At 72.1% G+C, this 21,102-nt stretch carries 19 protein-coding genes; 10 read left to right on the forward strand and 9 right to left on the reverse strand.

Annotation, left to right across the window (positions count from 1 at the left end):
* The first annotated feature begins 55 nt into the window (after positions 1-55).
* The 3 genes from ACGH2B_RS17070 (at position 56) to ACGH2B_RS17080 (ending at position 3,407) form a co-directional block, all read left to right on the forward strand.
* On the forward strand, positions 56-271 hold the full coding sequence (locus tag ACGH2B_RS17070; protein ID WP_399089846.1) for a hypothetical protein: 216 nt from the start codon (positions 56-58) through the stop codon (positions 269-271).
* Between the two features lie 456 nt (positions 272-727).
* The gene (locus tag ACGH2B_RS17075) at positions 728-2,524 is read left to right on the forward strand and encodes an ABC-F family ATP-binding cassette domain-containing protein (RefSeq protein WP_399089849.1); all 1,797 of its coding nucleotides are present in this window, start codon (positions 728-730) and stop codon (positions 2,522-2,524) included.
* A gap of 184 nt (positions 2,525-2,708) precedes the next feature.
* Positions 2,709-3,407 (forward strand): response regulator transcription factor, encoded by a 699-nt coding sequence (locus tag ACGH2B_RS17080; protein ID WP_399089852.1) that lies wholly within the window; start codon positions 2,709-2,711, stop codon positions 3,405-3,407.
* Between the two features lie 102 nt (positions 3,408-3,509).
* Here the strand turns inward: ACGH2B_RS17080 and ACGH2B_RS17085 are convergent, their stop codons facing one another.
* Both ACGH2B_RS17085 and ACGH2B_RS17090 read right to left on the reverse strand, forming a co-directional pair.
* Positions 3,510-3,818, reverse strand: coding sequence for a hypothetical protein (locus ACGH2B_RS17085; protein ID WP_399089855.1), 309 nt, complete (start codon positions 3,816-3,818; stop codon positions 3,510-3,512).
* Positions 3,819-3,833: 15 nt separating this feature from the next.
* Positions 3,834-5,504, reverse strand: coding sequence for a sodium:solute symporter family protein (locus ACGH2B_RS17090; protein ID WP_399089858.1), 1,671 nt, complete (start codon positions 5,502-5,504; stop codon positions 3,834-3,836).
* A 303-nt stretch (positions 5,505-5,807) separates the two neighbouring features.
* Between ACGH2B_RS17090 and galT the strand changes: the two genes are divergently transcribed.
* From galT to ACGH2B_RS17110, 4 genes are all read left to right on the forward strand, one after another.
* Positions 5,808-6,878 (forward strand): galactose-1-phosphate uridylyltransferase, encoded by a 1,071-nt coding sequence (gene galT / locus ACGH2B_RS17095; protein ID WP_399089861.1) that lies wholly within the window; start codon positions 5,808-5,810, stop codon positions 6,876-6,878.
* Positions 6,879-6,880: 2 nt separating this feature from the next.
* Positions 6,881-7,927 carry a UDP-glucose 4-epimerase GalE gene (galE, locus tag ACGH2B_RS17100; RefSeq protein WP_399089864.1) on the forward strand — a complete coding sequence of 349 codons (1,047 nt, stop codon included), beginning with the start codon at positions 6,881-6,883 and terminating at the stop codon, positions 7,925-7,927.
* Complete coding sequence (gene galK, locus ACGH2B_RS17105; protein WP_399089867.1) at positions 7,927-9,111, forward strand: galactokinase; 1,185 nt, start codon at positions 7,927-7,929, stop codon at positions 9,109-9,111. The genes galE and galK overlap by 1 nt, the downstream gene beginning before the upstream one ends.
* 309 nt (positions 9,112-9,420) lie before the next feature.
* Positions 9,421-10,224 (forward strand): LuxR C-terminal-related transcriptional regulator, encoded by an 804-nt coding sequence (locus ACGH2B_RS17110; protein ID WP_399089870.1) that lies wholly within the window; start codon positions 9,421-9,423, stop codon positions 10,222-10,224.
* A 259-nt stretch (positions 10,225-10,483) separates the two neighbouring features.
* Here the strand turns inward: ACGH2B_RS17110 and ACGH2B_RS17115 are convergent, their stop codons facing one another.
* On the reverse strand, positions 10,484-10,981 hold the full coding sequence (locus ACGH2B_RS17115; RefSeq protein WP_399089873.1) for a MarR family winged helix-turn-helix transcriptional regulator: 498 nt from the start codon (positions 10,979-10,981) through the stop codon (positions 10,484-10,486).
* 194 nt (positions 10,982-11,175) lie between these two features.
* Here ACGH2B_RS17115 and ACGH2B_RS17120 point away from each other — a divergent pair, with 194 nt between their 5' ends.
* Positions 11,176-11,991: a trans-aconitate 2-methyltransferase gene (locus tag ACGH2B_RS17120; RefSeq protein ID WP_399089876.1), complete on the forward strand. Its 816-nt coding sequence runs from the start codon at positions 11,176-11,178 to the stop codon at positions 11,989-11,991.
* An 84-nt stretch (positions 11,992-12,075) separates the two neighbouring features.
* On the opposite strand, the gene ACGH2B_RS17125 is transcribed toward ACGH2B_RS17120, so the two are convergent.
* Positions 12,076-12,768, reverse strand: a complete 693-nt coding sequence (locus ACGH2B_RS17125; RefSeq protein ID WP_399089879.1) for a TetR family transcriptional regulator — start codon at positions 12,766-12,768, stop codon at positions 12,076-12,078.
* Positions 12,769-12,775: 7 nt separating this feature from the next.
* Positions 12,776-13,756: an acyl-CoA desaturase gene (locus tag ACGH2B_RS17130; RefSeq protein WP_399089882.1), complete on the reverse strand. Its 981-nt coding sequence runs from the start codon at positions 13,754-13,756 to the stop codon at positions 12,776-12,778.
* Between the two features lie 451 nt (positions 13,757-14,207).
* Here ACGH2B_RS17130 and ppc point away from each other — a divergent pair, with 451 nt between their 5' ends.
* Positions 14,208-16,997, forward strand: a complete 2,790-nt coding sequence (ppc, locus tag ACGH2B_RS17135; RefSeq protein ID WP_399089885.1) for a phosphoenolpyruvate carboxylase — start codon at positions 14,208-14,210, stop codon at positions 16,995-16,997.
* A 337-nt stretch (positions 16,998-17,334) separates the two neighbouring features.
* Here ppc and ACGH2B_RS17140 read toward each other — a convergent pair whose 3' ends face one another.
* Positions 17,335-17,778: a hypothetical protein gene (locus ACGH2B_RS17140; RefSeq protein WP_399089888.1), complete on the reverse strand. Its 444-nt coding sequence runs from the start codon at positions 17,776-17,778 to the stop codon at positions 17,335-17,337.
* 177 nt (positions 17,779-17,955) lie between these two features.
* On the opposite strand from ACGH2B_RS17140, the gene ACGH2B_RS17145 reads away from it, so the two are divergent.
* Complete coding sequence (locus ACGH2B_RS17145) at positions 17,956-18,561, forward strand: Uma2 family endonuclease (RefSeq protein WP_399089891.1); 606 nt, start codon at positions 17,956-17,958, stop codon at positions 18,559-18,561.
* Between the two features lies 1 nt (position 18,562).
* On the opposite strand, the gene pth is transcribed toward ACGH2B_RS17145, so the two are convergent.
* The 3 genes from pth to ACGH2B_RS17160 all read right to left on the reverse strand — a co-directional run bounded on the left by pth (position 18,563) and on the right by ACGH2B_RS17160 (position 21,059).
* Positions 18,563-19,150, reverse strand: coding sequence for an aminoacyl-tRNA hydrolase (pth, locus tag ACGH2B_RS17150; protein ID WP_399089895.1), 588 nt, complete (start codon positions 19,148-19,150; stop codon positions 18,563-18,565).
* Positions 19,151-19,304: 154 nt separating this feature from the next.
* Positions 19,305-19,895: a 50S ribosomal protein L25/general stress protein Ctc gene (locus tag ACGH2B_RS17155; protein ID WP_399089898.1), complete on the reverse strand. Its 591-nt coding sequence runs from the start codon at positions 19,893-19,895 to the stop codon at positions 19,305-19,307.
* Positions 19,896-20,084: 189 nt separating this feature from the next.
* Positions 20,085-21,059, reverse strand: coding sequence for a ribose-phosphate diphosphokinase (locus ACGH2B_RS17160; protein ID WP_399089901.1), 975 nt, complete (start codon positions 21,057-21,059; stop codon positions 20,085-20,087).
* Positions 21,060-21,102: the final 43 nt, after the last annotated feature.

Genomic DNA, 21,102 nt, shown 5'->3' on the forward strand with positions numbered 1-21,102 from the left:
CGGGGGTGTTTCACATCGGTGCGCCCAATGCCGCGCACAAGGAAGGTGTAGCCGCATGCCCACCCACCACTTCGCCCCTGACGACGTATACGACCTCATCGAGGAACTCCGCACCGCCCTCAAGGCCCACGGCATCACGCTGCCCTCACTCGGCGTCGATCTGCCCAGCTTCGCGGGCGGCTACGGTGTCCCGCTCGTCGCGCTCGGCAACTGCAACGCGGCCACCGCGCACCAGCTCACCGAGGTGCTGCGCGAGGCGGCCGGCCGGTGAGCGGCGTGAGGGGGCTTGTCCGCAGGGTCCTCGGGGCGCTGCTGGGGCGGTTACTTCCGGGGCGGGGTGATCATCGGGCGACCCCTCGTACCGGCGGCCCTGCCGTGCCCGTCCGGCCGCCGGTGGCGCCGGTGCGGCGGCGCCTCGTCCGCGTCCCCCCGGGTGCCGCCCGGCCTGCTCCCTCCGGGAGGGGAGGGCGGCCACCTCGTCCGGCCGTACGTCCTCGCCGCGCAGGAGCGGCGGCGCGTGGCGGACCAGGGTGCCCGGCGCCGGGAGCTGGAGGAAGCCGTACGGGCGCTGAACGCGTGGTCGTCGGGTGGCGGCGGGCGGGGCTGAGGCCGCTGCCCAGGGGGCGCGGGGGCAGCACCCCGGCCCCCGCGCGCGCCATGGGATCCTGGAAGGGCCCAGGGAGCGTGCGCCGTACCGGAGCCGCGCGGGCCGTCAGCAGGGAGAGCAATGGCCAGCAACCTCGTCAATCTGGAAGCCGTCGGCAAGGTCTACGGGACGCGTGCCCTCCTCGACGGTGTCTCGCTCGGCGTCAACGAGGGGGACCGGATCGGCGTCGTCGGGCGGAACGGTGACGGCAAGACCACCTTGATCCGGATCCTCGCCAAGCTGGAGGGCGCCGACGACGGCCGCGTCACCCACGCCGGTGACCTGCGGCTCGGCGTGCTCACCCAGCACGATTCGCTGGACCCGGAAGCGACCGTCCGGCACGAGGTCATCGGCGATCTCGCGGACCACGAGTGGGCGGGCAACGCCAAGATCCGCGACGTACTGACCGGCCTCTTCGGCGGCCTGGACCTGCCGGGATTCGGCCAGGGCCTGGACACCGTCATCGGCCCGCTCTCCGGTGGTGAGCGCCGCCGGATCGCGCTCGCGAAGCTGCTCATCGCCGAACAGGACCTCATCGTCCTCGACGAGCCCACCAACCACCTCGACGTCGAGGGCATCTCCTGGCTCGCCCGCCATCTGCGCGCCCGCCGCTCCGCGCTGGTCTGCGTCACCCACGACCGCTGGTTCCTCGACCAGGTCTGCACCCGTATGTGGGACGTGCAGCGCGGTGACGTCCACGAGTACGAGGGCGGCTACAGCGACTACGTCTTCGCGCGGGCCGAGCGGGAGCGCATCGCGGCGTCGGAGGAGGCCAAGCGGCAGAACCTGATGCGCAAGGAGCTGGCCTGGCTGCGGCGCGGCGCCCCGGCGCGTACCAGCAAGCCGCGGTTCCGGATCGAGGCGGCCAACGAGCTGATCGCGGACGTGCCGCCGCCCCGCGACAGCGCCGAGCTGATGAAGTTCGCCAGCTCCCGGCTGGGCAAGACCGTCTTCGACCTGGAGGACGTGACCGTCCAGGCCGGACCGAAGGTGCTGCTCAAGCACCTGACCTGGCAGCTCGGGCCCGGCGACCGCATCGGTCTGGTCGGCGTCAACGGCGCGGGCAAGACCTCGCTGCTGCGGGCGCTCGCCGAGGCGGCGCGCAGCCAGGGCGAGCGGCAGCCGGTCGGCGGGAAGATCGTCGTCGGCAAGACGGTGAAGCTGGCGTACCTCTCGCAGGAGGTCGCCGAGCTGAACCCGGCCTGGCGGGTGCTGGAGGCGGTGCAGGCGGTCCGCGAGCGCGTCGATCTCGGCAAGGGCCGGGAGATGACCGCGGGCCAGTTGTGCGAGAAGTTCGGCTTCACCAAGGAGAAGCAGTGGACGCCGGTCGGCGACCTCTCCGGCGGTGAGCGCCGCCGCCTGCAGATCCTGCGGCTGCTGATGGACGAGCCCAACGTCCTCTTCCTCGACGAGCCCACCAACGACCTCGACATCGAGACGCTGACGCAGTTGGAGGACCTGCTCGACGGCTGGCCCGGCTCGATGATCGTCATCAGCCACGACCGGTACTTCGTCGAGCGCACCACCGACCGGGTCTTCGCGCTGCTCGGCGACGCCCGGCTGCGGATGCTGCCGCGCGGACTGGACGAGTACATCGAGCGGCGTCAGCAGGTGGCCGAGGCGGCGGCCCCGGCGTCCGCGCCGGCCGAGGCGCCGAAGAAGCCGGCCGCGGTCAACCGCGCGGCGCAGAAGGAACTCCAGCGCATCGAGCGCCAGTTGGACAAGATCGGCGACCAGGAGGCGAAGCTGCACGCGCGGATCGCCGAGCACGCCACCGACTTCGAGAAGGTCGCCGGCCTCGACGCGGAACTGCGCGAACTGGTCGGCCGCCGCGAGGAGTTGGAGCTGCGCTGGCTGGAGCTGGCCGAGGACGCCTGACGCCTCGTCCCGCGGGGCGCGCCTGCCCGGGCCCCGGCCGATCGGGCACCCGGACGGCCCGCCCCGGCCCCCGGCAATCCGGCCGAGTCCGGTCGGGCGGGGCGCGTCCGGCGCGGTGAGCGTGTAGCTTCCCGTGCACGCGGGGCCCGGCCAGGGCCCCGTGCGCCGGGAGGAGGGCCGCGGGATGGGTGTACGGCTCATGGTGGTCGACGATCACCGTCTGCTGGCCGAGGCGCTGGCCTCGGCCCTGAAACTGCGCGGGCACCGGGTGCTGGCGGCGGCCGCGCCGTGCGCCGGGGCCGCGGATCTGGTGGTGAGCCGGGCGCCGGAGGTGTGCCTGCTGGGGACGGCGGTGCCCGCCGAGCCCGGGGTGTTCGACCCGGTGGTGCGGATCAAGCGGGAGCGGCCCGGTATCGCGGTGGTGGTGCTGGGCCCGGTGCCGTCCCCGCGCGGGATCGCCGCCGCGTTCGCCGCGGGCGCCTCCGGCTACGTCCGGCACGACGAGCGGATCGAGGGCGTGGAGCGGGCGATGCTCAAGGCGCGGGCGGGCGAGGTGGCCGTCGCGCCGCTCCTGCTGCAGCAGGCGTGCGAGGAGTTGCTGCACCCGGCGGCGGAGCCGGACGACGAGGGCGCGCGGCTGCTGGCGCTGCTCACCCCGCGCGAGGTCGAGGTGCTGATGCGGGTCGCCGACGGCGAGGGAACCCGCCAGATCGCGGCGGGCATGGGCACCGCCCCGTCCACCGCCCGCACCCACGTGCAGCGGGTGCTGATGAAGCTGGAGGTCGGCTCCCGGCTGGAGGCGGCGGCCCTCGCCGCCCGCACCGGATTGCTGGACCGGGCCGCTCAGGCGGCGGAGGCGGCGGACCCGGACCTGCGGGCGTAGCCCGGGGCCCGGCCCCGGGTGCGCAGGGCGTGCCGCGGGCCCGCCCCGGGACATGGCGAGGGCCCGCACCCGCCCACGGAGCGCGGGCCCGGGCCCGTCGGATCAGCTCGCCGGTGTCTCCTCCGGCGCCTCCCCGGCCAACTCCTCGGCCGTCGGCGGCATGGTCGGCCGCAGTTTCAGCCAGACCAGGAAGAAGACGCCGAGGGCGAGCATGCCCAGGCCGGTCCAGAGGTTGATGTTGATGCCCTGGGCCTTCTTCAGGTCGGCGTCCGAGGCGGTGAACCCGGCGATCGTGACGATCACGCCGTAGACGGCGAAGAGCGCGCCGATGACGCGCCGGACGTCGAAGAGCCGGGCGGCGGTCGCCGATTCCCGTTCGAGGGCGGCGACGTCGTGCTGGTGGTCGGACATGGCAGGCTCCCGGGCTCAGAAGGAGAAGGGGACGTAGCAGAGGGCGGCGAGGACGACCGCGCCCCAGCCCAGCAGGGCGGGCTTGCGGTACCACGCGTCGTCACCGTCGGCGGGCAGCTCCGCCATACCGGGCGAGCGCGTGCCGTAGACGAGTCCGGCGAGCGAGGCGGCCGGCTTGGGCTCGGTGACGAGGGTGACGAGGACCATCACCACCGCGCCGACGACGAACGCGACGATCGACGAGACGAAGTTGGCGCCCTGCTCGGACGGGATGGCGATGACGCCCTGCTTGTAGAGCCCGAAGTAGTTGACCATCGCGGCGACCGTGCCGGACAGCAGGCCCCAGAACCCGGCGGCGGCGGTGGTCCGCTTCCAGAACATCCCGATGATGAAGACGACGAACAGCGGCACGTTGAAGAAGGAGAACAGCGTCTGGAGGTAGTTCATGATGTTGCTGAAGGACGAGGCGATGAACGCCGTCCCCATCCCGATCAGCACACCGACGGCCGTGACCACCCGCCCGGTCTTCAGGTAGTAGCCGTCCTCACGGCCCTTCCTCAGGTACGCGGCCCAGATGTCGTTGGTGAAGACGGTGTTGAACGACGAGACGTTCGCCGCCATACCGGCCATGAACGCGGCGAGCAGTCCGGTCACCGCGATGCCGAGGACACCGTTGGGCAGCAGGTCCCGCATCAGCACCGGAATGGCGTCGTTGTACTGCAGCCCGCCCTTCGTCTTCCCGAGCGTCGGCTCCATGACCAGGGCTATCAGCCCGGGGACGACCACGACCAGCGGGATGAAGATCTTCGGGAACGCGGCGATCAGCGGGGTGCGCTTCGCGGCGGAGAGGTTCTTCGCGGACAGCGCGCGCTGCACCTCGGCGAAGTTGGTCGTCCAGTAGCCGAAGCTCATCACGAAGCCGAGCCCGAGGACGAGAGTCAGCCAGTTGGCGCCCAGCGGGTTGGCCTCACCGATGCCGGTGCCCTTCCACGCGGTGAGGAACGCGTCCCCGTGCGAGGAGGTCAGCGACGACGTCAGCCCGTCCCAGCCGCCGACCCGCTTGAGCCCGACGATCGTCAGGGGTATCAGCGCGGCGAGGATGACGAAGAACTGCAGCACCTCGTTGTAGATCGCCGAGGAGAGCCCGCCGATCGTGATGTACGCCAGGACGAAGAACCCGGCGACGACGATCGCCACCCACTGCGGCCACCCCAGCAGCGCCTGGAGCACGATCGCCATCGCGTAGAGGTTGACGCCCGCGATCAGCACCGACGACACGGCGAAGATCACCGACGACAGCAGGTGCGACGACGGACCGAAGCGGTGCAGCAGGAACTCCGGCACCGAGCGGACCTTGGAGCCGTAGTAGAACGGCATCATCACCAGGCCCAGGAAGACCATCGCGGGGATGGCGCCGATCCAGTACCAGTGGACGGTGTAGGCGCCGTACTGCGCGCCGTTGGCGGCCATCCCGAGGATCTCGGTGGCGCCGAGGTTGGCGGCGACGAACGCGAGACCGGTGACCCAGGCGGGCAGCGACCGGCCGGAGAGGAAGAAGTCCAGGCTCGTACGGACGCTGCGCCGGGCGGCGACGCCGATGCCGAGGACGACGGCGAAGTAGAGGGCCAGGATCGCGTAGTCGAGCGCGTTGGTGGGGAGCCTGAGCCCTTCGGCCAAGGTGATCATGGGGCACTCATTTCCGGGGGCTGGGGGAGACCCCCAGGAGGACACATCGTTGTGCTCAGGTGGAACGCACAAAAACGTACGCGCGAGCTCCCGGAAACTGAACACTTGTGTTCGTTTCAGTTTGGACAAGGGGAGAAGTGGAGGGGGTTTTGCCGGTGAGATCCCCGCATGTGGCCCGTGCGTCGCGCCACTCCCGCACTCCGGCTCCGTATTGACTGACCTGTTCGGTTGTGCTTCATTGTGTTTGTTTTTGTGTTCGGTCGAGGCTGTGGCGCCGACCGAGTGGCAGGCGGAGGAGCCCCCGTGAAGAAGACGACGACCTACCTCGCCGACGGCCGGCGGCTCATCTACTACGACTCCCGCGACGACGCCGACCGCACCGCCCCCGACCGCCGCCCCCTCCCGCCGGTCGCCACCGCCTCCGAGATCCGCCACGATCCGCTGCTCGGCGACCACGTCGCCATCGCCTCGCACCGCCAGGACCGCACCTACCTGCCGCCCGCCGACGCCTGCCCGCTCTGCCCCACCCGCGAGGGCCACCCCTCCGAGATCCCCGCCGACGGCTACGACGTCGCCGTCTTCGAGAACCGCTTCCCCTCCCTCGCCGGGGACTCCGGGCGCTGCGAGGTCGTCTGCTTCACCTCCGACCACGACGCGTCCTTCGCCGACCTCACCGAGGACCGGGCCGCCCTCGTCCTCGCCGCGTGGACCGACCGCACCGCCGCCCTCCACCAACTCCCCGAGGTCGCCCAGGTCTTCTGCTTCGAAAACCGCGGCGCCGAGATCGGCGTCACCCTCGGCCACCCGCACGGCCAGATCTACGCGTACCCCTTCACCACCCCGCGCACCGCCCGCATGCTCGACGCGCTCGCCGCCCACCGCACGGCCACCGGCGCCAACCTCTTCGACGCGACCGTCGCCCGCGAACGCGCCGACGGCACCCGCGTCGTCCTGGAGACCGCCCACTGGACCGCCTTCGTCCCGTACGCCGCCCACTGGCCGTACGAGGTGCACCTCTACCCGCGCCGCCGGGTCCCCGACCTGACCGCGCTCGACGACGCGGCGCGCACAGAGTTCCCACAGGTCTACCTGGAACTGTTGCGCCGGTTCGACCGGATCTTCGGCGCGGGCGACGGGCAAGGGCCGGACGCGGACGCCACGGCCCGCACGCCGTACATCGCCGCCTGGCACCAGGCACCGGTGCGCGCCGACGACCGTGGTGAGTTCGCGCTCCATCTGGAGCTCTTCACCATTCGCCGTACCGCCGGAAAGCTGAAGTTTCTCGCGGGTTCCGAATCCGGCATGAACGTGTTCATCAACGATGTGCCGCCGGAAGCCGCGGCCCAGCGACTGCGAGAGGTAGCGACCAAGTGAGTGTGAGCGTGCCGTCCCGAAAGCCGACCACCCGAGCGAAGTGCCTGGTCACCGGGGGCGCCGGCTATGTCGGCAGCGTCGTCGCCGCCCATCTGATCGAAGCCGGGCACGACGTCACCGTCCTCGACGACCTCTCCACCGGGCACCGCGAGGGCGTCCCGGCGGGCGCCCGCTTCATCGAGGGCCGCGTCCAGGACGCCGCCCGCCACCTCGACGCCTCGTACGACGCCGTCCTGCACTTCGCCGCGTTCTCCCAGGTCGGCGAGTCCGTCACGGACCCCGCCAAGTACTGGCGCAACAACGTCGGCGGCACCATGGACCTCCTCGACGCGATGCGCGGCGCGGGCGTGCGCGCCCTCGTCTTCTCCTCCACCGCCGCCACCTACGGCGAACCGGACACCACCCCGATCACCGAAGCCGCCGCCACCGCGCCCACCAGCCCGTACGGCGCCTCCAAACTCGCCGTCGACCACCTCATCAGCGGCGAGGCGACCGCCCACGGGCTGGCCGCCGTCTCCCTGCGCTACTTCAACGTCGCCGGGGCGTACGGCGACTGCGGTGAGCGCCACGACCCCGAATCGCACCTCATCCCGCTCGTCCTCCAGGTCGCCCAGGGCCGCCGCGAGGCCATCTCCGTCTACGGCGACGACTACCCGACCCCGGACGGCACCTGCGTCCGCGACTACATCCACGTCGCCGACCTCGCCGACGCCCACCTCCTCGCGCTTCACGCGGCGCTCGCCGCGCACCGCCCGGCGCCGGAGGCCGACGGCCCCCGCCTCGCCCCCGGCGAACACCTCATCTGCAACCTCGGCAACGGCAACGGCTTCTCCGTCCGCGAGGTCATCGACACCGCCCGCAAGGTCACCGGCCACCCGATCCCCGAACTCCGCGCCGACCGCCGCGCCGGCGACCCGGCCGTCCTCGTCGCCTCCGCACAGGCCGCCACCGACCGCCTCGGCTGGCACCCCACCCGCGCCGACCTCGCCGGCATCATCGCGGACGCCTGGGAGTTCGCCCGCCGCACCACCCGGACGAAGGAGTCCTGATGCCCGCGCACGAAGCCGCCGGCCCACCGCACGGCCCGGCCCGCACCGGCGCGGCCTTCCACGCCGTGTACGGGGCCGGGCCCGCCGGAGTCTGGGCGGCGCCCGGACGGGTCAACCTGATCGGTGAACACACCGACTACAACGACGGCTTCGTGCTGCCCCTCGCGCTGCCCCACACCACCCTCGCCGCCGCCGCGCCCCGCACCGACGGGGCGCTGCGCCTGCACTCCGGCGACGCCCCCGGCGGCGTCGTCGAGGTCCCGTACGGCGCCCTGACGCCCGGCCGGGACCTCGGCTGGGCCGCGTACCCGGCGGGCGTGGTCTGGGCGATGCGCGAGGCGGGACTCCCCGTCGGCGGCCTCGATCTGCACCTGGACTCCACCGTCCCCACCGGCGCCGGACTCTCCTCGTCCGCCGCCCTGGAGGTCGCCACCGCCCTCGCCCTCGACGGGCTGTACGGACTCGGGCTCGGCCGCCAGGAACTGGCCCGGCTGGCACAGCGCGCCGAGAACGCCTTCGTCGGCGTGCCCTGCGGGATCATGGACCAGACGGCCGCCGCCCGCTGCACCACCGGCCACGCCCTCCTCCTCGACACCCGCGACCTCACCGCCCGCCAGGTCCCCCTCGACCTGACCGGCCACGGACTGCGCCTCCTCGTCATCGACACCCGCGTCCGCCACGCCCTGGCCGACGGCGCGTACGCCGAACGCCGCGCCGGCTGCGAACGTGCCGCCCGCCACCTCGGCGTCCCCGCCCTGCGCGACATCGGATACGGCCAACTCCCGGACGCCCTCGACGCGTTGACGGAACTCTCCGGCGTACGGCCGCTGGTGCGGCACATCGTCACCGAGAACCACCGGGTCCAGGAGGTCATCGCCCGGCTCGACGCGGGCGAGCCGCGCGCCGCCGGGCCGCTGCTCACCGCCGGACACGCCTCGCTCCGCGACGACTTCGCCGTCTCCTGCGCCGAACTCGACCTCGCCGTGGACACCGCGCTCGCCGCCGGCGCGCTCGGCGCCCGGATGACCGGCGGCGGCTTCGGCGGCTCCGCCGTCGCCCTCGTCGAGGATGCGGCGGAGCAGGAGGTCACCGCCGCCGTCCGCACGGCGTTCGCCGCCGCCGGACACGCCGCCCCGCGCGTTTTCACCGCCCGCCCCGGGCCCGGCGCGCACCGCGTCGCCTGACGCCCCGTGCGGCGCGCCGCACGGGGTGCGTCAACACGGCGCACGTCCCCGCCGGTACGCACCGGCGCGGGCCGGGGAGCGCGCCACGGCCGCGTGCGCCGGGACTTTCGCCGAAGCGGGCGCTGCCGGCCGGGCCCGTCCGTACCCTGAGATGAGCGCCGGTGGGGGCCGGTGCGTTCATCGGGGAGCGGCGCCGCGCCACGCGCGCCGGGCGGCGGGTACCGGCCATGGCACGTTCGTCCACAGACGGCGATCTTCACCCCGGGCCGCCTGCCCGCTAGGGTCCGTTCCCCACGACAGGGGGTCCACGTGCAACGCATCCGGGTACTGGTGGCCGACGGCCACCGCATCTTCGCCGAATCGCTGGCCGCGGCGCTCGCCGCCGAGGCGGACGTCTGTGTGGCGACGGCGGGCAGCGCCCACGCCGCGCTGCGCGCCCTCGAACGCGCCGCCGCCGAGGGCCGCCCCGTCGACGTCCTGCTGGCCGACGCCGACCTCACCGCCGTACCGGCGGCGCCCCGCACCGTCCCCGCCCAGCCGGCACGAGGGGGAGGGGCGGGCGGCGCGGCGCGCCCGCCCCGCGACGGCATCGCGCTGGCCGCGGCGGTCCGCGCCGCCCACCCGGAGCTGCGCACCGTCGTCCTCGCCGAACGCGACGACCCCCGCCGCGCCGCCGCGGCCCTCCAGGCGGGCGCCCAGGGCTGGGTGGCGAAGGACTGCTCACTCTCCCGGCTGCTGGCCGTGATCCGCGGGGTGCTGCGCGAGGAAACGCATCTGCCGCCCGCCCTGCTCACCGGCGTCCTGCGCGAGCTGACCGCCGCCCGCCGGCACCGTACGGAGAGCGAACGGCTCGTGGAGACCCTGACGCCGCGCGAGCGCGAGGTGCTGCGCTGCATGGTGGCGGGCCTGGGCCGCAAGGCCGTCGCCGAACGTCTCTTCCTCTCCCCGCACACCGTCCGCACCCACATGCAGAACGTCCTCGGCAAACTCGACGTCCACTCCACCCTCGCCGCCGTCGCCCTGGCCCGCCGCGCCGGCATCGGCCCGGCGGAGTCCCCGGACCCCTCGGCGCCGGCCCGAGCGGGCGCCTCCCCGGCACTTCCGGCGGGCTGAGAACGCCTCGCGCCGCCCGGGGCCGATGTTGCCGGGCCCTGACCTTGCCGGGACCTGATGCCGCCGGGGACTACCACCGGGGGCCCGGCCCGTTCCGTGAGGCCCGCCCGTCGTGTGTGCCCCGAGGTCTGCCCCTCAACCCGCGCCTTGGGAAGGGCGAGCACCGGGGCGATCCGGGAGCGGGGCGATCCGGTCGACGGGAGGGCGGGAGGTGAGGCATCCGGTGTGCCCACGGGCCCCGCGCCGCCCGGCCCGTGGCTCAGCCGGGGATGTTGTCGAACGGCCCGGTCAACCGCCGTAGCAGACCGGCGAGTTCCCGGCGCTGCTCCCGGGACAGCTCGGCGAGAATCGCGCGCTCCTGGGTGAGCAGACCGGCCAGCGAGGCATCGGCCTTGTCCCGGCCCGCGGGGGTCAGCCGTACGAGGACGCCACGCCGGTCGTTGGGGTCGGGCAACCGCTCGACGAGGTCCTTCTTGGCGAGCCGGTCGATACGGTTGGTCATCGTGCCGGACGTGACGAGCGTCTGGGTGAGCAGGGCGCCGGGGGAGAGCTGGTAGGGCGCTCCGGCACGGCGCAGCGCGGTGAGGACGTCGAACTCCCAGGGCTCCAGTCCCACCTCGGAGAAGGCGAGGCGGCGGGCCCGGTCGAGGTGCCTGGCCAGCCTGCTCACGCGGCTGAGGACCTCCAGTGGTTCCACGTCGAGGTCCGGGCGCTCGCGGCGCCATGCTGCGACCAGACGGTCGACCTCGTCCTCCATGGCGATCAGTGTAAGGGGTCTGTCGACGTGAAGTCTCTTGACGTAAGGCTTCTCGATATCAATTATCTTGACGTCGAGATATAATTTTCGGTGCCAGTGGGCAGGTCGGCCTGAACCCGTCGTTCCGGCACCTTGTCCTGAACGCGGTCCCCACCCACCCGGAACCGGCCGTACCAGCAGAGGGGTTACCTCCCATGCCTGACGCACCCACCTGGGACCCGCAGCAGTACCTCCGCCACGCCGCGCACCGCACCCGCCCCTTCCACGACCTCCTCGCCCGCATACCCGAACTGCCCGCCCAGGGCCGCCCCGCCCGCATCGCCGACCTCGGCTGCGGCCCCGGCAACGTCACCGCGCTCCTCGCCGACCGCTGGCCCGACGCCCGTATCACCGGCCTCGACAGCTCTCCCCAGATGCTCGCCGAGGCCGCCGCCCACGCCGGCCCCACCCCCGGCGGCGGCCACCTCGACTTCGCCCCCGCCGACGCCACCGACTGGGCTCCCGCCGAGCGCTACGACCTGATCGTCTCCAACGCCGCCCTCCAGTGGGTCCCCAACCACCCCGAATCCTTCGGCCGCTGGCTCGACGCGCTCACCCCCGGCGGCACCTTCGCCTTCCAGGTCCCCGGCAACTTCACCGCCCCCAGCCACGCCCTGCTGGGCGAGTTGTGCGAGGCCCCCCAGTGGCGCGCCCGCCTCGCCGGACACGGCCACCGCTACGTCCACATCCTCCAGCCCGCCGACTACCTCGACCTCCTCACCGGCCTCGGCTGCACCACCGACGTCTGGGAAACCACCTACGTCCAGCTACTCCCGGGCGAGGACCCCGTCCTCGACTGGGTCAAGGGCACCGCCCTGCGCCCCGTCCTCACCGCCCTCGCCGACGACCCGCCCGCCCGCGACGAATTCCTCGCCCAATACCGCGACCTGCTCCGCAAGGCGTACCCCGTGGGCCGCCACGGCACGGCCTTCCCCTTCCGCCGCATCTTCGCGGTGGCCCACCGGGGGTAGCCGCCGGTGCCCAGGAGGGCGGCTCCGACACCCCACGGCCCGCACCGGGATCCCGGTGCGGGCCGTGGAATGCGGGCCGCCGCTTCAGCTCTTCCGGTGGCCGACCAGCCGTGGTCTGGCCTCCAGGCCGTCGAGGCCGTGCCAGGCGAGGTTCACCAGATGGGCGGCGACCTCGGCCTTCTTCGGCTTGCGGACGTCGAGCCACCACTGGCCGGTCAGGGCGACCATGCCGACGAGGGCCTGCGCGTACAGCGGCGCCAGCTTCGGATCGAAACCGCGGGCCTTGAACTCCAGGCCCAGGATGTCCTCGACCTGGGTGGCGATATCGCTGATCAGCGAGGCGAACGTGCCCGTCGACTGGGCGACGGGGGAGTCCCGCACCAGGATGCGGAAGCCGTCCGTGAAGGTCTCGATGTAGTCGAGCAGCGCGAACGCCGCCTGTTCGAGGAGTTCGCGCGGGTGACCGGCGGTGAGCGCGCCCGTCACCATGTCCAGGAGCTGGCGCATCTCGCGGTCCACGACCACCGCGTACAGCCCTTCCTTGCCGCCGAAGTGCTCGTACACCACCGGTTTGGAGACGCCCGCCTTCGCGGCGATCTCCTCCACCGACGTGCCTTCGAAGCCCCGCTCGGCGAAGAGGGTCCGGCCGATGTCCAGCAGTTGCTCCCGGCGCTCCGCGCCCGTCATCCGGACCCGGCGGGGCCGCCTCGCACCCCCGCCGGCGGGAGAGGATGTGCCCTTGTTGCCGTTGCTCACGCTGCTGCCGTCGATCGCCACCCGACAATCATGCCGCCTGGGCGGCTTTCCCCTTGCGGCGGGCGTCGATGCGGGAGGTCTGCGGCCACCGCACGTCGTAGGCCCAGCCCGCCTTCTCGAACCAGCGGATCAGCCGCGCGCTCGAATCCAGTTGGCCCCGCAGCACCCCGTGCCGCGCGCACGTCGGGTCCGCGTGGTGCAGGTTGTGCCACGACTCGCCGCACGACAGGATCGCCAGCCACCACACGTTCCCCGACTTGTCCCGGGACCGGAACGGCCGCTTGCCCACCGCGTGGCAGATCGAGTTGATCGACCACGTCACGTGGTGCAGCAGCGCCACCCGTACCAGCGAACCCCAGAAGAACGCCGACAGCGCGCCCGTCCACGACAGCGTGGCCAGACCGCCCACCAGCGGCGGGATCAGCAGCGACACCGCCGTCCACAGTACGAACTGCCGGGAGACCGCCCGCAGCGCCGGGTCCTTGACCAGATCCGGCGCGTACTTGTGCTGCGGTGTCTGCTCCTCGTCGAACATCCAGCCGATGTGCGCCCACCACAGGCCCTTCAGCAGCGCCGGCACCGTCTCGCCGTACCGCCACGGCGAATGCGGGTCGCCCTCCGCGTCGGAGAACTTGTGGTGCCGGCGGTGGTCCGCCACCCAGCGCACCAGCGGGCCCTCCACCGCCAGCGATCCCATGATCGCCAGCGCGATCCGCAGCGGCCGCTTCGCCTTGAACGCGCCGTGCGTGAAGTACCGGTGGAAGCCGATCGTGATGCCGTGGCAGCCGACGTAATACATCACCACCAGCAACCCCAGATCCAGCCAGCTCACCCCCCATCCCCACGCCAGCGGCACCGCCGCGGCCAGCGCCAGGAACGGCACGGTGATGAACAGCAGCAGCGTGATCTGCTCGACGGATCCCTTGCTGTCACCCCCCAGCGTCGCCGACGGCAGCGGCTCACCGGCGGGCCTGGGTGACTCTTCGACGGTCTGCGGACCAGCGGTCATGTGGTGTCCCTCGTCGGGGGCTCGGGGGCACGGCTACGGAACCGTAACCTACGGTTTCGTAAGTATGGCAGCGAGTGAGCTCCGGACAAGGTGGTGACAGGCCCGTACCCGCCAAGCGGGGGTGCTCCCCGACCGCCCCGCCGCGCCCCGTGCCCGCGCCCCCGCCCGGCTCTGACCTGCGGCCACCGCCCGGACGGCGCGTTCCCAGCCGGTGGACGGTGTGACCACCCTCCGAACGGGAGACCTATCCTGGTGGGCGTCGGACAGCGCGGTCCGCAACCCGCCCACCCGCCCGGACGTGCACCCCGTCGCCCGCGCCCAGCCGCACGAAGGAGCCGCGAAGCGACGCACCTCCCGGGCCGTCGCGCCCGCCACCGCGCCCCGGGCCCGCACCGGGCCCCGGCCGGCACGGCACGACGCCCCGCCCAGATCGCCGCAAGGAGCCGCACCTGTGAGCAGTGCCGACAAGACCTCCGCCGCCGAGATCAGCGCCCCCGGAAACAGCGGGCCCGCCACGCCGGACACCACCGGCGACAACGGCGACCACACCGCCCTGCGCGCCGATATCCGCCGCCTGGGCGATCTCCTCGGCGAAACGCTCGTCCGCCAGGAAGGCCCCGAACTCCTCGACCTCGTCGAGCAGGTCCGCGCCCTGACCCGCTCCGACGGTGAAGCCGCGGCGCGGCTCCTCGGCGACACCGACCTCGCCACCGCCGCCAAGCTGGTCCGCGCCTTCTCCACCTACTTCCACCTCGCCAACGTCACCGAGCAGGTCCACCGCGGCCGCGAACTGCGCGCCCGCCGCGCCGCGGAAGGCGGCATCCTCAGCCGCACCGCCGACATGCTCAAGGACGCCGACCCCGAGCACCTGCGCGAGACCGCCGCCCACCTCGGCGTCCGCCCGGTCTTCACCGCGCACCCCACCGAGGCCGCGCGCCGCTCCGTCCTCACCAAGCTCCGCCGCATCGCCGAACTGCTGGAGCACACCGACGCCACCGAGCGCCGCCGCACCGACCTCCGCCTCGCCGAGAGCATCGACCTCATCTGGCAGACCGACGAACTGCGCGTCGCCCGCCCCGAGCCCACCGACGAGGCCCGCAACGCCATCTACTACCTCGACGAACTCGGCCGCGGCGCCGTCGGCGACGTTCTCGAAGACCTCGCCGCCGAACTCGAACGTGCCGGCGCCCCCCTGCCCTCCGGCACCCGCCCCCTCACCTTCGGCACCTGGATCGGCGGCGACCGCGACGGCAACCCCAACGTCACCCCGCAGGTCACCTGGGACGTCCTGATCCTCCAGCACGAGCACGGCATCACCGACGCCCTGGAGCACATCGACGAACTGCGTGGCGCCCTCTCCAACTCCATCCGCAACAGCGGCGCCACCGAGGAACTGCTCACCTCCCTCGGCAACGACCTCGAACTCCTTCCCGAGATCAGCCCCCGCTACAAGCGCCTCAACGCCGAGGAGCCCTACCGCCTCAAGGCGACCTGCATCCGCCAGAAGCTCCTCAACACCCGCGACCGCCTCGCCGCCGACACCCCCCACGTCCCCGGCCGCGACTACCTCGGCACCGCCGAACTCCTCGACGACCTCGCCCTCATCCAGACGTCGCTCCGCGCCCACCGCGGCTCCCTCGTCGCCGACGGCCGCCTGGAGCGCACCCTGCGCACCCTCGCCGCCTTCGGTCTCCAGCTCGCCACCATGGACGTCCGCGAACACGCCGACGCCCACCACCACGCCCTCGGCCAGCTCTTCGACCGCCTCGGCGAGGAATCCTGGCGCTATGTCGACATGCCGCGCGAGTACCGCCGCAAGCTGCTCGCCAAGGAACTGCGCTCCCGCCGCCCCCTCGCGCCCAGCCCCGCCCCCCTCGACGAGGCCGGTGCCAAGACCCTCGGCGTCTTCCGCACGATCCTCAAGGCGAAGAAGACCTTCGGGCCCGAGGTCATCGAGTCGTACATCATCTCCATGTGCGCCGGCTCCGACGACGTCTTCGCCGCCACCGTCCTCGCCCGTGAGGCCGGCCTCATCGACCTGCACGCCGGCTGGGCCAAGATCGGCATCGTCCCGCTCCTGGAGACCACCGACGAGCTGAAGATCGCCGACCAGCTCCTCGACGAGATGCTCTCCGACCCCTCCTACCGCCGCCTCGTCGCCCTCCGCGGCGACGTCCAGGAGGTCATGCTCGGCTACTCCGACTCGTCCAAGTTCGGCGGCATCACCACCAGCCAGTGGGAGATCCACCGCGCCCAGCGGCTGCTGCGCGACGTCGCCCGCCGCCACGGCGTACGGCTGCGCCTCTTCCACGGCCGCGGCGGCACCGTCGGCCGCGGCGGCGGCCCCTCGCACGACGCGATCCTCGCCCAGCCCTACGGCACGCTCGAAGGCGAGATCAAGGTCACCGAGCAGGGCGAGGTCATCTCCGACAAGTACCTCGTCCCGTCCCTGGCCCGCGAGAACCTGGAACTGACCGTCGCGGCCACCCTCCAGGCATCCGCCCTGCACACCGAACCCCGCCAGTCCGACGAGGCGCTCTCCCGCTGGGACGCGGCCATGGAGACCGTCTCCGAGGCCGCCCACGGCTCCTACCGCCGCCTCGTCGAGGACCCCGACCTGCCCTCGTACTTCTTCGCCGCCACCCCCGTCGACCAGCTCGCCGAACTCCACCTCGGCTCCCGCCCCTCCCGGCGGCCCGACTCCGGCGCCGGACTCGACGGCCTCCGCGCCATCCCGTGGGTCTTCGGCTGGACCCAGTCCCGCCAGATCGTCCCCGGCTGGTACGGCGTCGGCACCGGCCTCAAGGCCGCCCGCGAAGCCGGTCTGGACACCGTCCTCGACGAGATGCACACCCACTGGCACTTCTTCCGCAACTTCCTGTCCAACGTCGAGATGACCCTGGCCAAGACCGACCTGCGGATCGCCCAGCACTACGTCGACACCCTCGTCCCCGACGAGCTCAAGCACGTCTTCGAGACCATCAAGGCCGAACACGCCCTGACCGTCCAGGAAGTCCTCCGCATCACCGGCGAGAGCGAACTCCTCGACTCCAACCCGGTCCTGCGCCAGACCTTCCACATCCGCGACGCCTACCTCGACCCGATCAGCTACCTCCAGGTCTCCCTCCTGGCCCGCCAGCGCGAGGCCGCCGCCCGCGGCGAAGAGCCCGACCCGGTACTCGCCCGCGCCCTGCTGCTCACCGTCAACGGCGTCGCCGCCGGCCTCCGCAACACCGGCTGACCTACCCCGCCCACACGGACGGCCCGCCCCCGACCGGGGGCGGGCCGCCGCCTTTCCCGCACTCCGCGATGCCCGCCCCGCCACCTCCGCGGCGGGCCGGGAACGCGGTACGCACACCGTCGCGGCGAGCGCGGGAACGCTGTACGCGGCACCTTCGCGGCAAGGCGGCAACGCCGCTCGCGCCCCCGGCCCCAGGCCCGTACAACGACGAGGCGGCGGCCGTTCCACGTGAAACAGCCGCCACCTCGTACGCCCTGTACGCCCTGTACGGACGCCTCGTATGTCCTGTACGGACGCCCCGTACGCCCCGTACGGGCGCCCCGCATGTCGGGTACGCCTACAGCGCCACCCACGCCCCCACCAGCAGCGCGGCCCCGGTGAGACCCATCCCCCACGCCGTACGCCGCCACCGCAGCCCGCCGGCCACCACCAACGACGCCAGCAGCAGCGCCCCCGCGAACGGCACCCACGCGTACAGCACCCCCGCCGCACCTGTACGCACCGCCCGGTCGCCCTCCGGCCGCAACGCCACCGTGACCCGCTCGCCCGCGTCCGGCGACGCCGCCTCCGTCAGCGACACCTGGTCCCGCGGACGCCCCTTGCCCTCCGGCGTGAACGGCCCCGCACACCGCTCCTCGTCACACGACGCGATCTTCACCGTGCCGTGCTCCCGCCCCGACACCCCCATCGCGTACCGGGCCGACCCCCACGACGTCCACCCGCCCGCCACCAGCAACACCAACGCCACCAGCGCCAGCAGCCCGTTCCGGACGAGCAGCATCACCCCGAAAGCACTCTCACCCGCCCGCCGCGTACGACTGCGCCTGACCGGTCTGGACCCCGCACTGCCTCTGGACATGCCCGGGATCCTTGGCCATCGCCCTACGTACGGTCAACCTCCGGCGGCGCCCCCGACCCCGCATCCGCCCCACGCCCCATACTGAAGACAGGAGGAACCATGACATCGACCAAGCAGACGATCTACCGGCAACTGCGCGACCTGCGCGACCACTTCACCCCACCGCCCGGATTCACCTGGCCCGAGATCAGCGACGGCAAACTCCTCATGATGATGAGCCCGCGGCCCCGCCACCAGCTCACCGCCAAACACCTCACCCGGCAACTCGACCCCCAGCTCCCCGACGGCATGCTGGTCTTCGAGGCCACCGACATCGACGATGCCGCGATGGGCAAACTCCGCATCCCCGACCTCATCGTCTGCCCGAGCACAGCGATGGACACCGACGCCCCCCTCGACCCCCACGACATCGCCCTCGCCGTCGAGATCGTCTCCCCCTCCAACCCCGACAACGACTACGAGGACAAAACGCGCGACTACCCCGCCATGGGCATCCCGCACTACCTCATCGTCGACCCCCGCGACGGCACCACCACCTACCAGTGGAGCATCGGCCACGCGGAAGGGCGCCCGGCCTACGAGAACCGGCTCCACCAGCCGTACGGCACCCCCCTCACCCTCACCACCGACCTCGGCACCTGGACGCTCGACACCACCGACCTGCCCCGCTACAGCGCCAAGGACCTGGGCCGCACAGCGGAATGAGTCACGAGTTGTACGTACTCTGCGCCCGCTCCAACCCCTCCAGGACCAGTGCCTGGACCGCGTCCGCCGCGCGGTCCACGAAGTAGTCCAGCTCCTTGCGCTCCGCCGCACCGAAATCCTTCAGCACGAAATCCGCCACCGGCATCCGCCCCGGCGGCCGCCCGATCCCGAACCGCACCCGGTGGTACTCCGCACCCGACGACTTCGTGATCGACTTCAGACCGTTGTGCCCGTTGTCGCCGCCCCCCAGCTTCAACCGCAGCGCACCGTAATCGATGTCCAGCTCGTCATGGACCGCGACGATCCGCTCCACCGGCACCTTGTAGAAGTCCCGCAGCGCCGCCACCGGACCACCCGACAGGTTCATGAACGACATCGGCTTGGCCACCACCACCCGGCGGCTCCCCGGACCCGGCGGACCCACCCGGCCCTCCACCACCTGCGCCCGCGCCTTGTGCGACTTGAACTTCCCCCGCATCCGCTCCGCCAGCAGATCCGCCACCATGAAGCCCACATTGTGACGATTACCCGCGTACTCCGGACCCGGATTACCCAGCCCCACCACGAGCCACGGCTCGGTGTCCGCCATCTCCACCACTCCCGCATCCACCCGGCACCGCACCGGGCACCCGACCGGCCCGCCGCACCGCGCAACGAGCCACCAAACAACCCAACCGCCGCCCCGCACCCGAAGGCGCGCGGCGGCGGTTGGAGAACACCCCACCGAACGGCGGGACGACGGATCAGCCCTCGGCCGACGCGTCCTCACCCTCGGCCGGCTCCGCGGCGGCCTCGGCCTGCGCCGCGACGACCTGCAGCACGACCGCGTCCTCCTCGACGGCCAGCGACGAACCGGCCGGCAGCACGACGTCCTTCGCCAGCACCGAGTCACCCGCGTTCAGACCGGCGATCGACACCGTGACCGACTCCGGCAGGTGCGTGGCCTCGGCCTCGACCGGCAGCGTGTTCAGCAGGTGCTCCAGCAGGTTCGCGCCCGGGGCCAGGTCGCCCTCGGTCACGATCGGCACCTCGACGGTGACCTTCTCGCCCTTCTTGACGGCCAGGAAGTCCACGTGCACCAGGAAGCCACGGATGGCCTCACGCTGCACGGCCTTCGGGATGACCAGCTCGTCCTTGCCGTCCACGTCCAGGCGGATCAGCACGTTCGGGGTCTTCAGCGCCATCATCAGCGCGTGGTTGTGGATCGCCACGTGCTTCGGCTCGGCACCGTGACCGTAGACAACCGCGGGAACCAGGTCCGCACGGCGGGCGCGACGCGCCGCACCCTTACCGAAGTCGGTACGCACCTGGGCGGAAAGCTTGACCTCAGCCATGACTGCACTCCTCGTATCTCAGGAAACCGCTGACCGTTACCCGGCCCACGACAGACCTGCTACGAAGAGCGCGTCGATTACGGACCCACCGCACACACAGGTGCGGCCTCCCTCGCCGAGCAACTCCGTGAGTCTACCCGGCCCGGGAGGCCGCCCCAAAGTCGATCAGCACACCGCTGATCAGCGGTCCTACTGCTCGTCGAACAGGCTCGTCACCGAACCGTCCTCGAACACCTCACGGATCGCCCGCGCCACCGTCGGCGCCATCGACAGCACCGTGATCTTGTCCAGCTCCAGCTCCGAAGGCGTCGGCAGCGTGTTCGTGAACACGAACTCGCTCACCTTCGAGTTCTTCAGCCGGTCCGCCGCCGGACCCGACAGCACACCGTGCGTCGCCGTCACGATGACGTCCGCCGCACCGTTCGCGAACAGCGCGTCCGCCGCGGCGCAGATCGTGCCACCCGTGTCGATCATGTCGTCGACCAGGACACAGACGCGGCCCTTCACGTCACCCACGACCTCGTGGACGGTGACCTGGTTCGCCACGTCCTTGTCACGCCGCTTGTGCACGATCGCCAGCGGCGCGCCCAGCCGGTCGCACCAGCGGTCCGCCACCCGCACACGGCCCGCGTCCGGCGACACGACCGTCAGCTTGTCCCGGTCCACCTTCGCGCCCACGTAGTCCGCCAGCACCGGCAGCGCGAACAGATGGTCCACCGGACCGTCGAAGAAGCCCATGATCTGGTCCGTGTGCAGATCGACCGTGACGATACGGTCCGCACCCGCCGTCTTCATCAGATCCGCGATCAGCCGCGCCGAGATCGGCTCACGGCCACGGTGCTTCTTGTCCTGACGCGCATATCCGTAGAACGGCACGACCACGGTGATGCTCCGGGCCGAAGCCCGCTTCAGCGCATCAATCATGATGAGCTGTTCCATGATCCACTTATTGATCGGAGCCGTGTGGCTCTGAATCAAAAAGCAGTCCGCACCGCGCGCCGACTCCTGATAACGGACGTAGATCTCACCGTTGGCGAAGTCGAACGCCTTCGTCGGGACCAGGCCGACACCCAGCTGGTGCGCGACCTCCTCGGCCAGCTCGGGGTGGGCGCGGCCGGAGAAGAGCATCAGCTTCTTCTCGCCGGTCGTCTTGATCCCGGTCACAGCAAATCTCCTCGAATTCCTGTTTGCGTGCGCTCAACACGGT

The sequence above is a fragment of the Streptomyces sp. BBFR2 genome (genome assembly GCF_044497305.1).
Taxonomy (GTDB): Bacteria; Actinomycetota; Actinomycetes; order Streptomycetales; family Streptomycetaceae; genus Streptomyces.

Bases quoted from the DNA above. Each gene is read 5' to 3' on its own strand.
- ACGH2B_RS17145 (WP_399089891.1), top strand. From the start codon at position 17,956: ATGACATCGACCAAGCAGACGATCTACCGGCAACTGCGCGACCTGCGC.
- galK (WP_399089867.1), top strand. From the start codon at position 7,927: ATGCCCGCGCACGAAGCCGCCGGCCCACCGCACGGCCCGGCCCGCACC.
- ACGH2B_RS17155 (WP_399089898.1), bottom strand. From the start codon at position 19,895: ATGGCTGAGGTCAAGCTTTCCGCCCAGGTGCGTACCGACTTCGGTAAG.
- ACGH2B_RS17075 (WP_399089849.1), top strand. From the start codon at position 728: ATGGCCAGCAACCTCGTCAATCTGGAAGCCGTCGGCAAGGTCTACGGG.
- ACGH2B_RS17130 (WP_399089882.1), bottom strand. From the start codon at position 13,756: ATGACCGCTGGTCCGCAGACCGTCGAAGAGTCACCCAGGCCCGCCGGT.
- ACGH2B_RS17120 (WP_399089876.1), top strand. From the start codon at position 11,176: ATGCCTGACGCACCCACCTGGGACCCGCAGCAGTACCTCCGCCACGCC.
- ACGH2B_RS17140 (WP_399089888.1), bottom strand. From the start codon at position 17,778: ATGCTGCTCGTCCGGAACGGGCTGCTGGCGCTGGTGGCGTTGGTGTTG.
- ACGH2B_RS17115 (WP_399089873.1), bottom strand. From the start codon at position 10,981: ATGGAGGACGAGGTCGACCGTCTGGTCGCAGCATGGCGCCGCGAGCGC.
- ACGH2B_RS17070 (WP_399089846.1), top strand. From the start codon at position 56: ATGCCCACCCACCACTTCGCCCCTGACGACGTATACGACCTCATCGAG.
- pth (WP_399089895.1), bottom strand. From the start codon at position 19,150: ATGGCGGACACCGAGCCGTGGCTCGTGGTGGGGCTGGGTAATCCGGGT.
- ACGH2B_RS17090 (WP_399089858.1), bottom strand. From the start codon at position 5,504: ATGATCACCTTGGCCGAAGGGCTCAGGCTCCCCACCAACGCGCTCGAC.
- ACGH2B_RS17085 (WP_399089855.1), bottom strand. From the start codon at position 3,818: ATGTCCGACCACCAGCACGACGTCGCCGCCCTCGAACGGGAATCGGCG.
- ACGH2B_RS17080 (WP_399089852.1), top strand. From the start codon at position 2,709: ATGGGTGTACGGCTCATGGTGGTCGACGATCACCGTCTGCTGGCCGAG.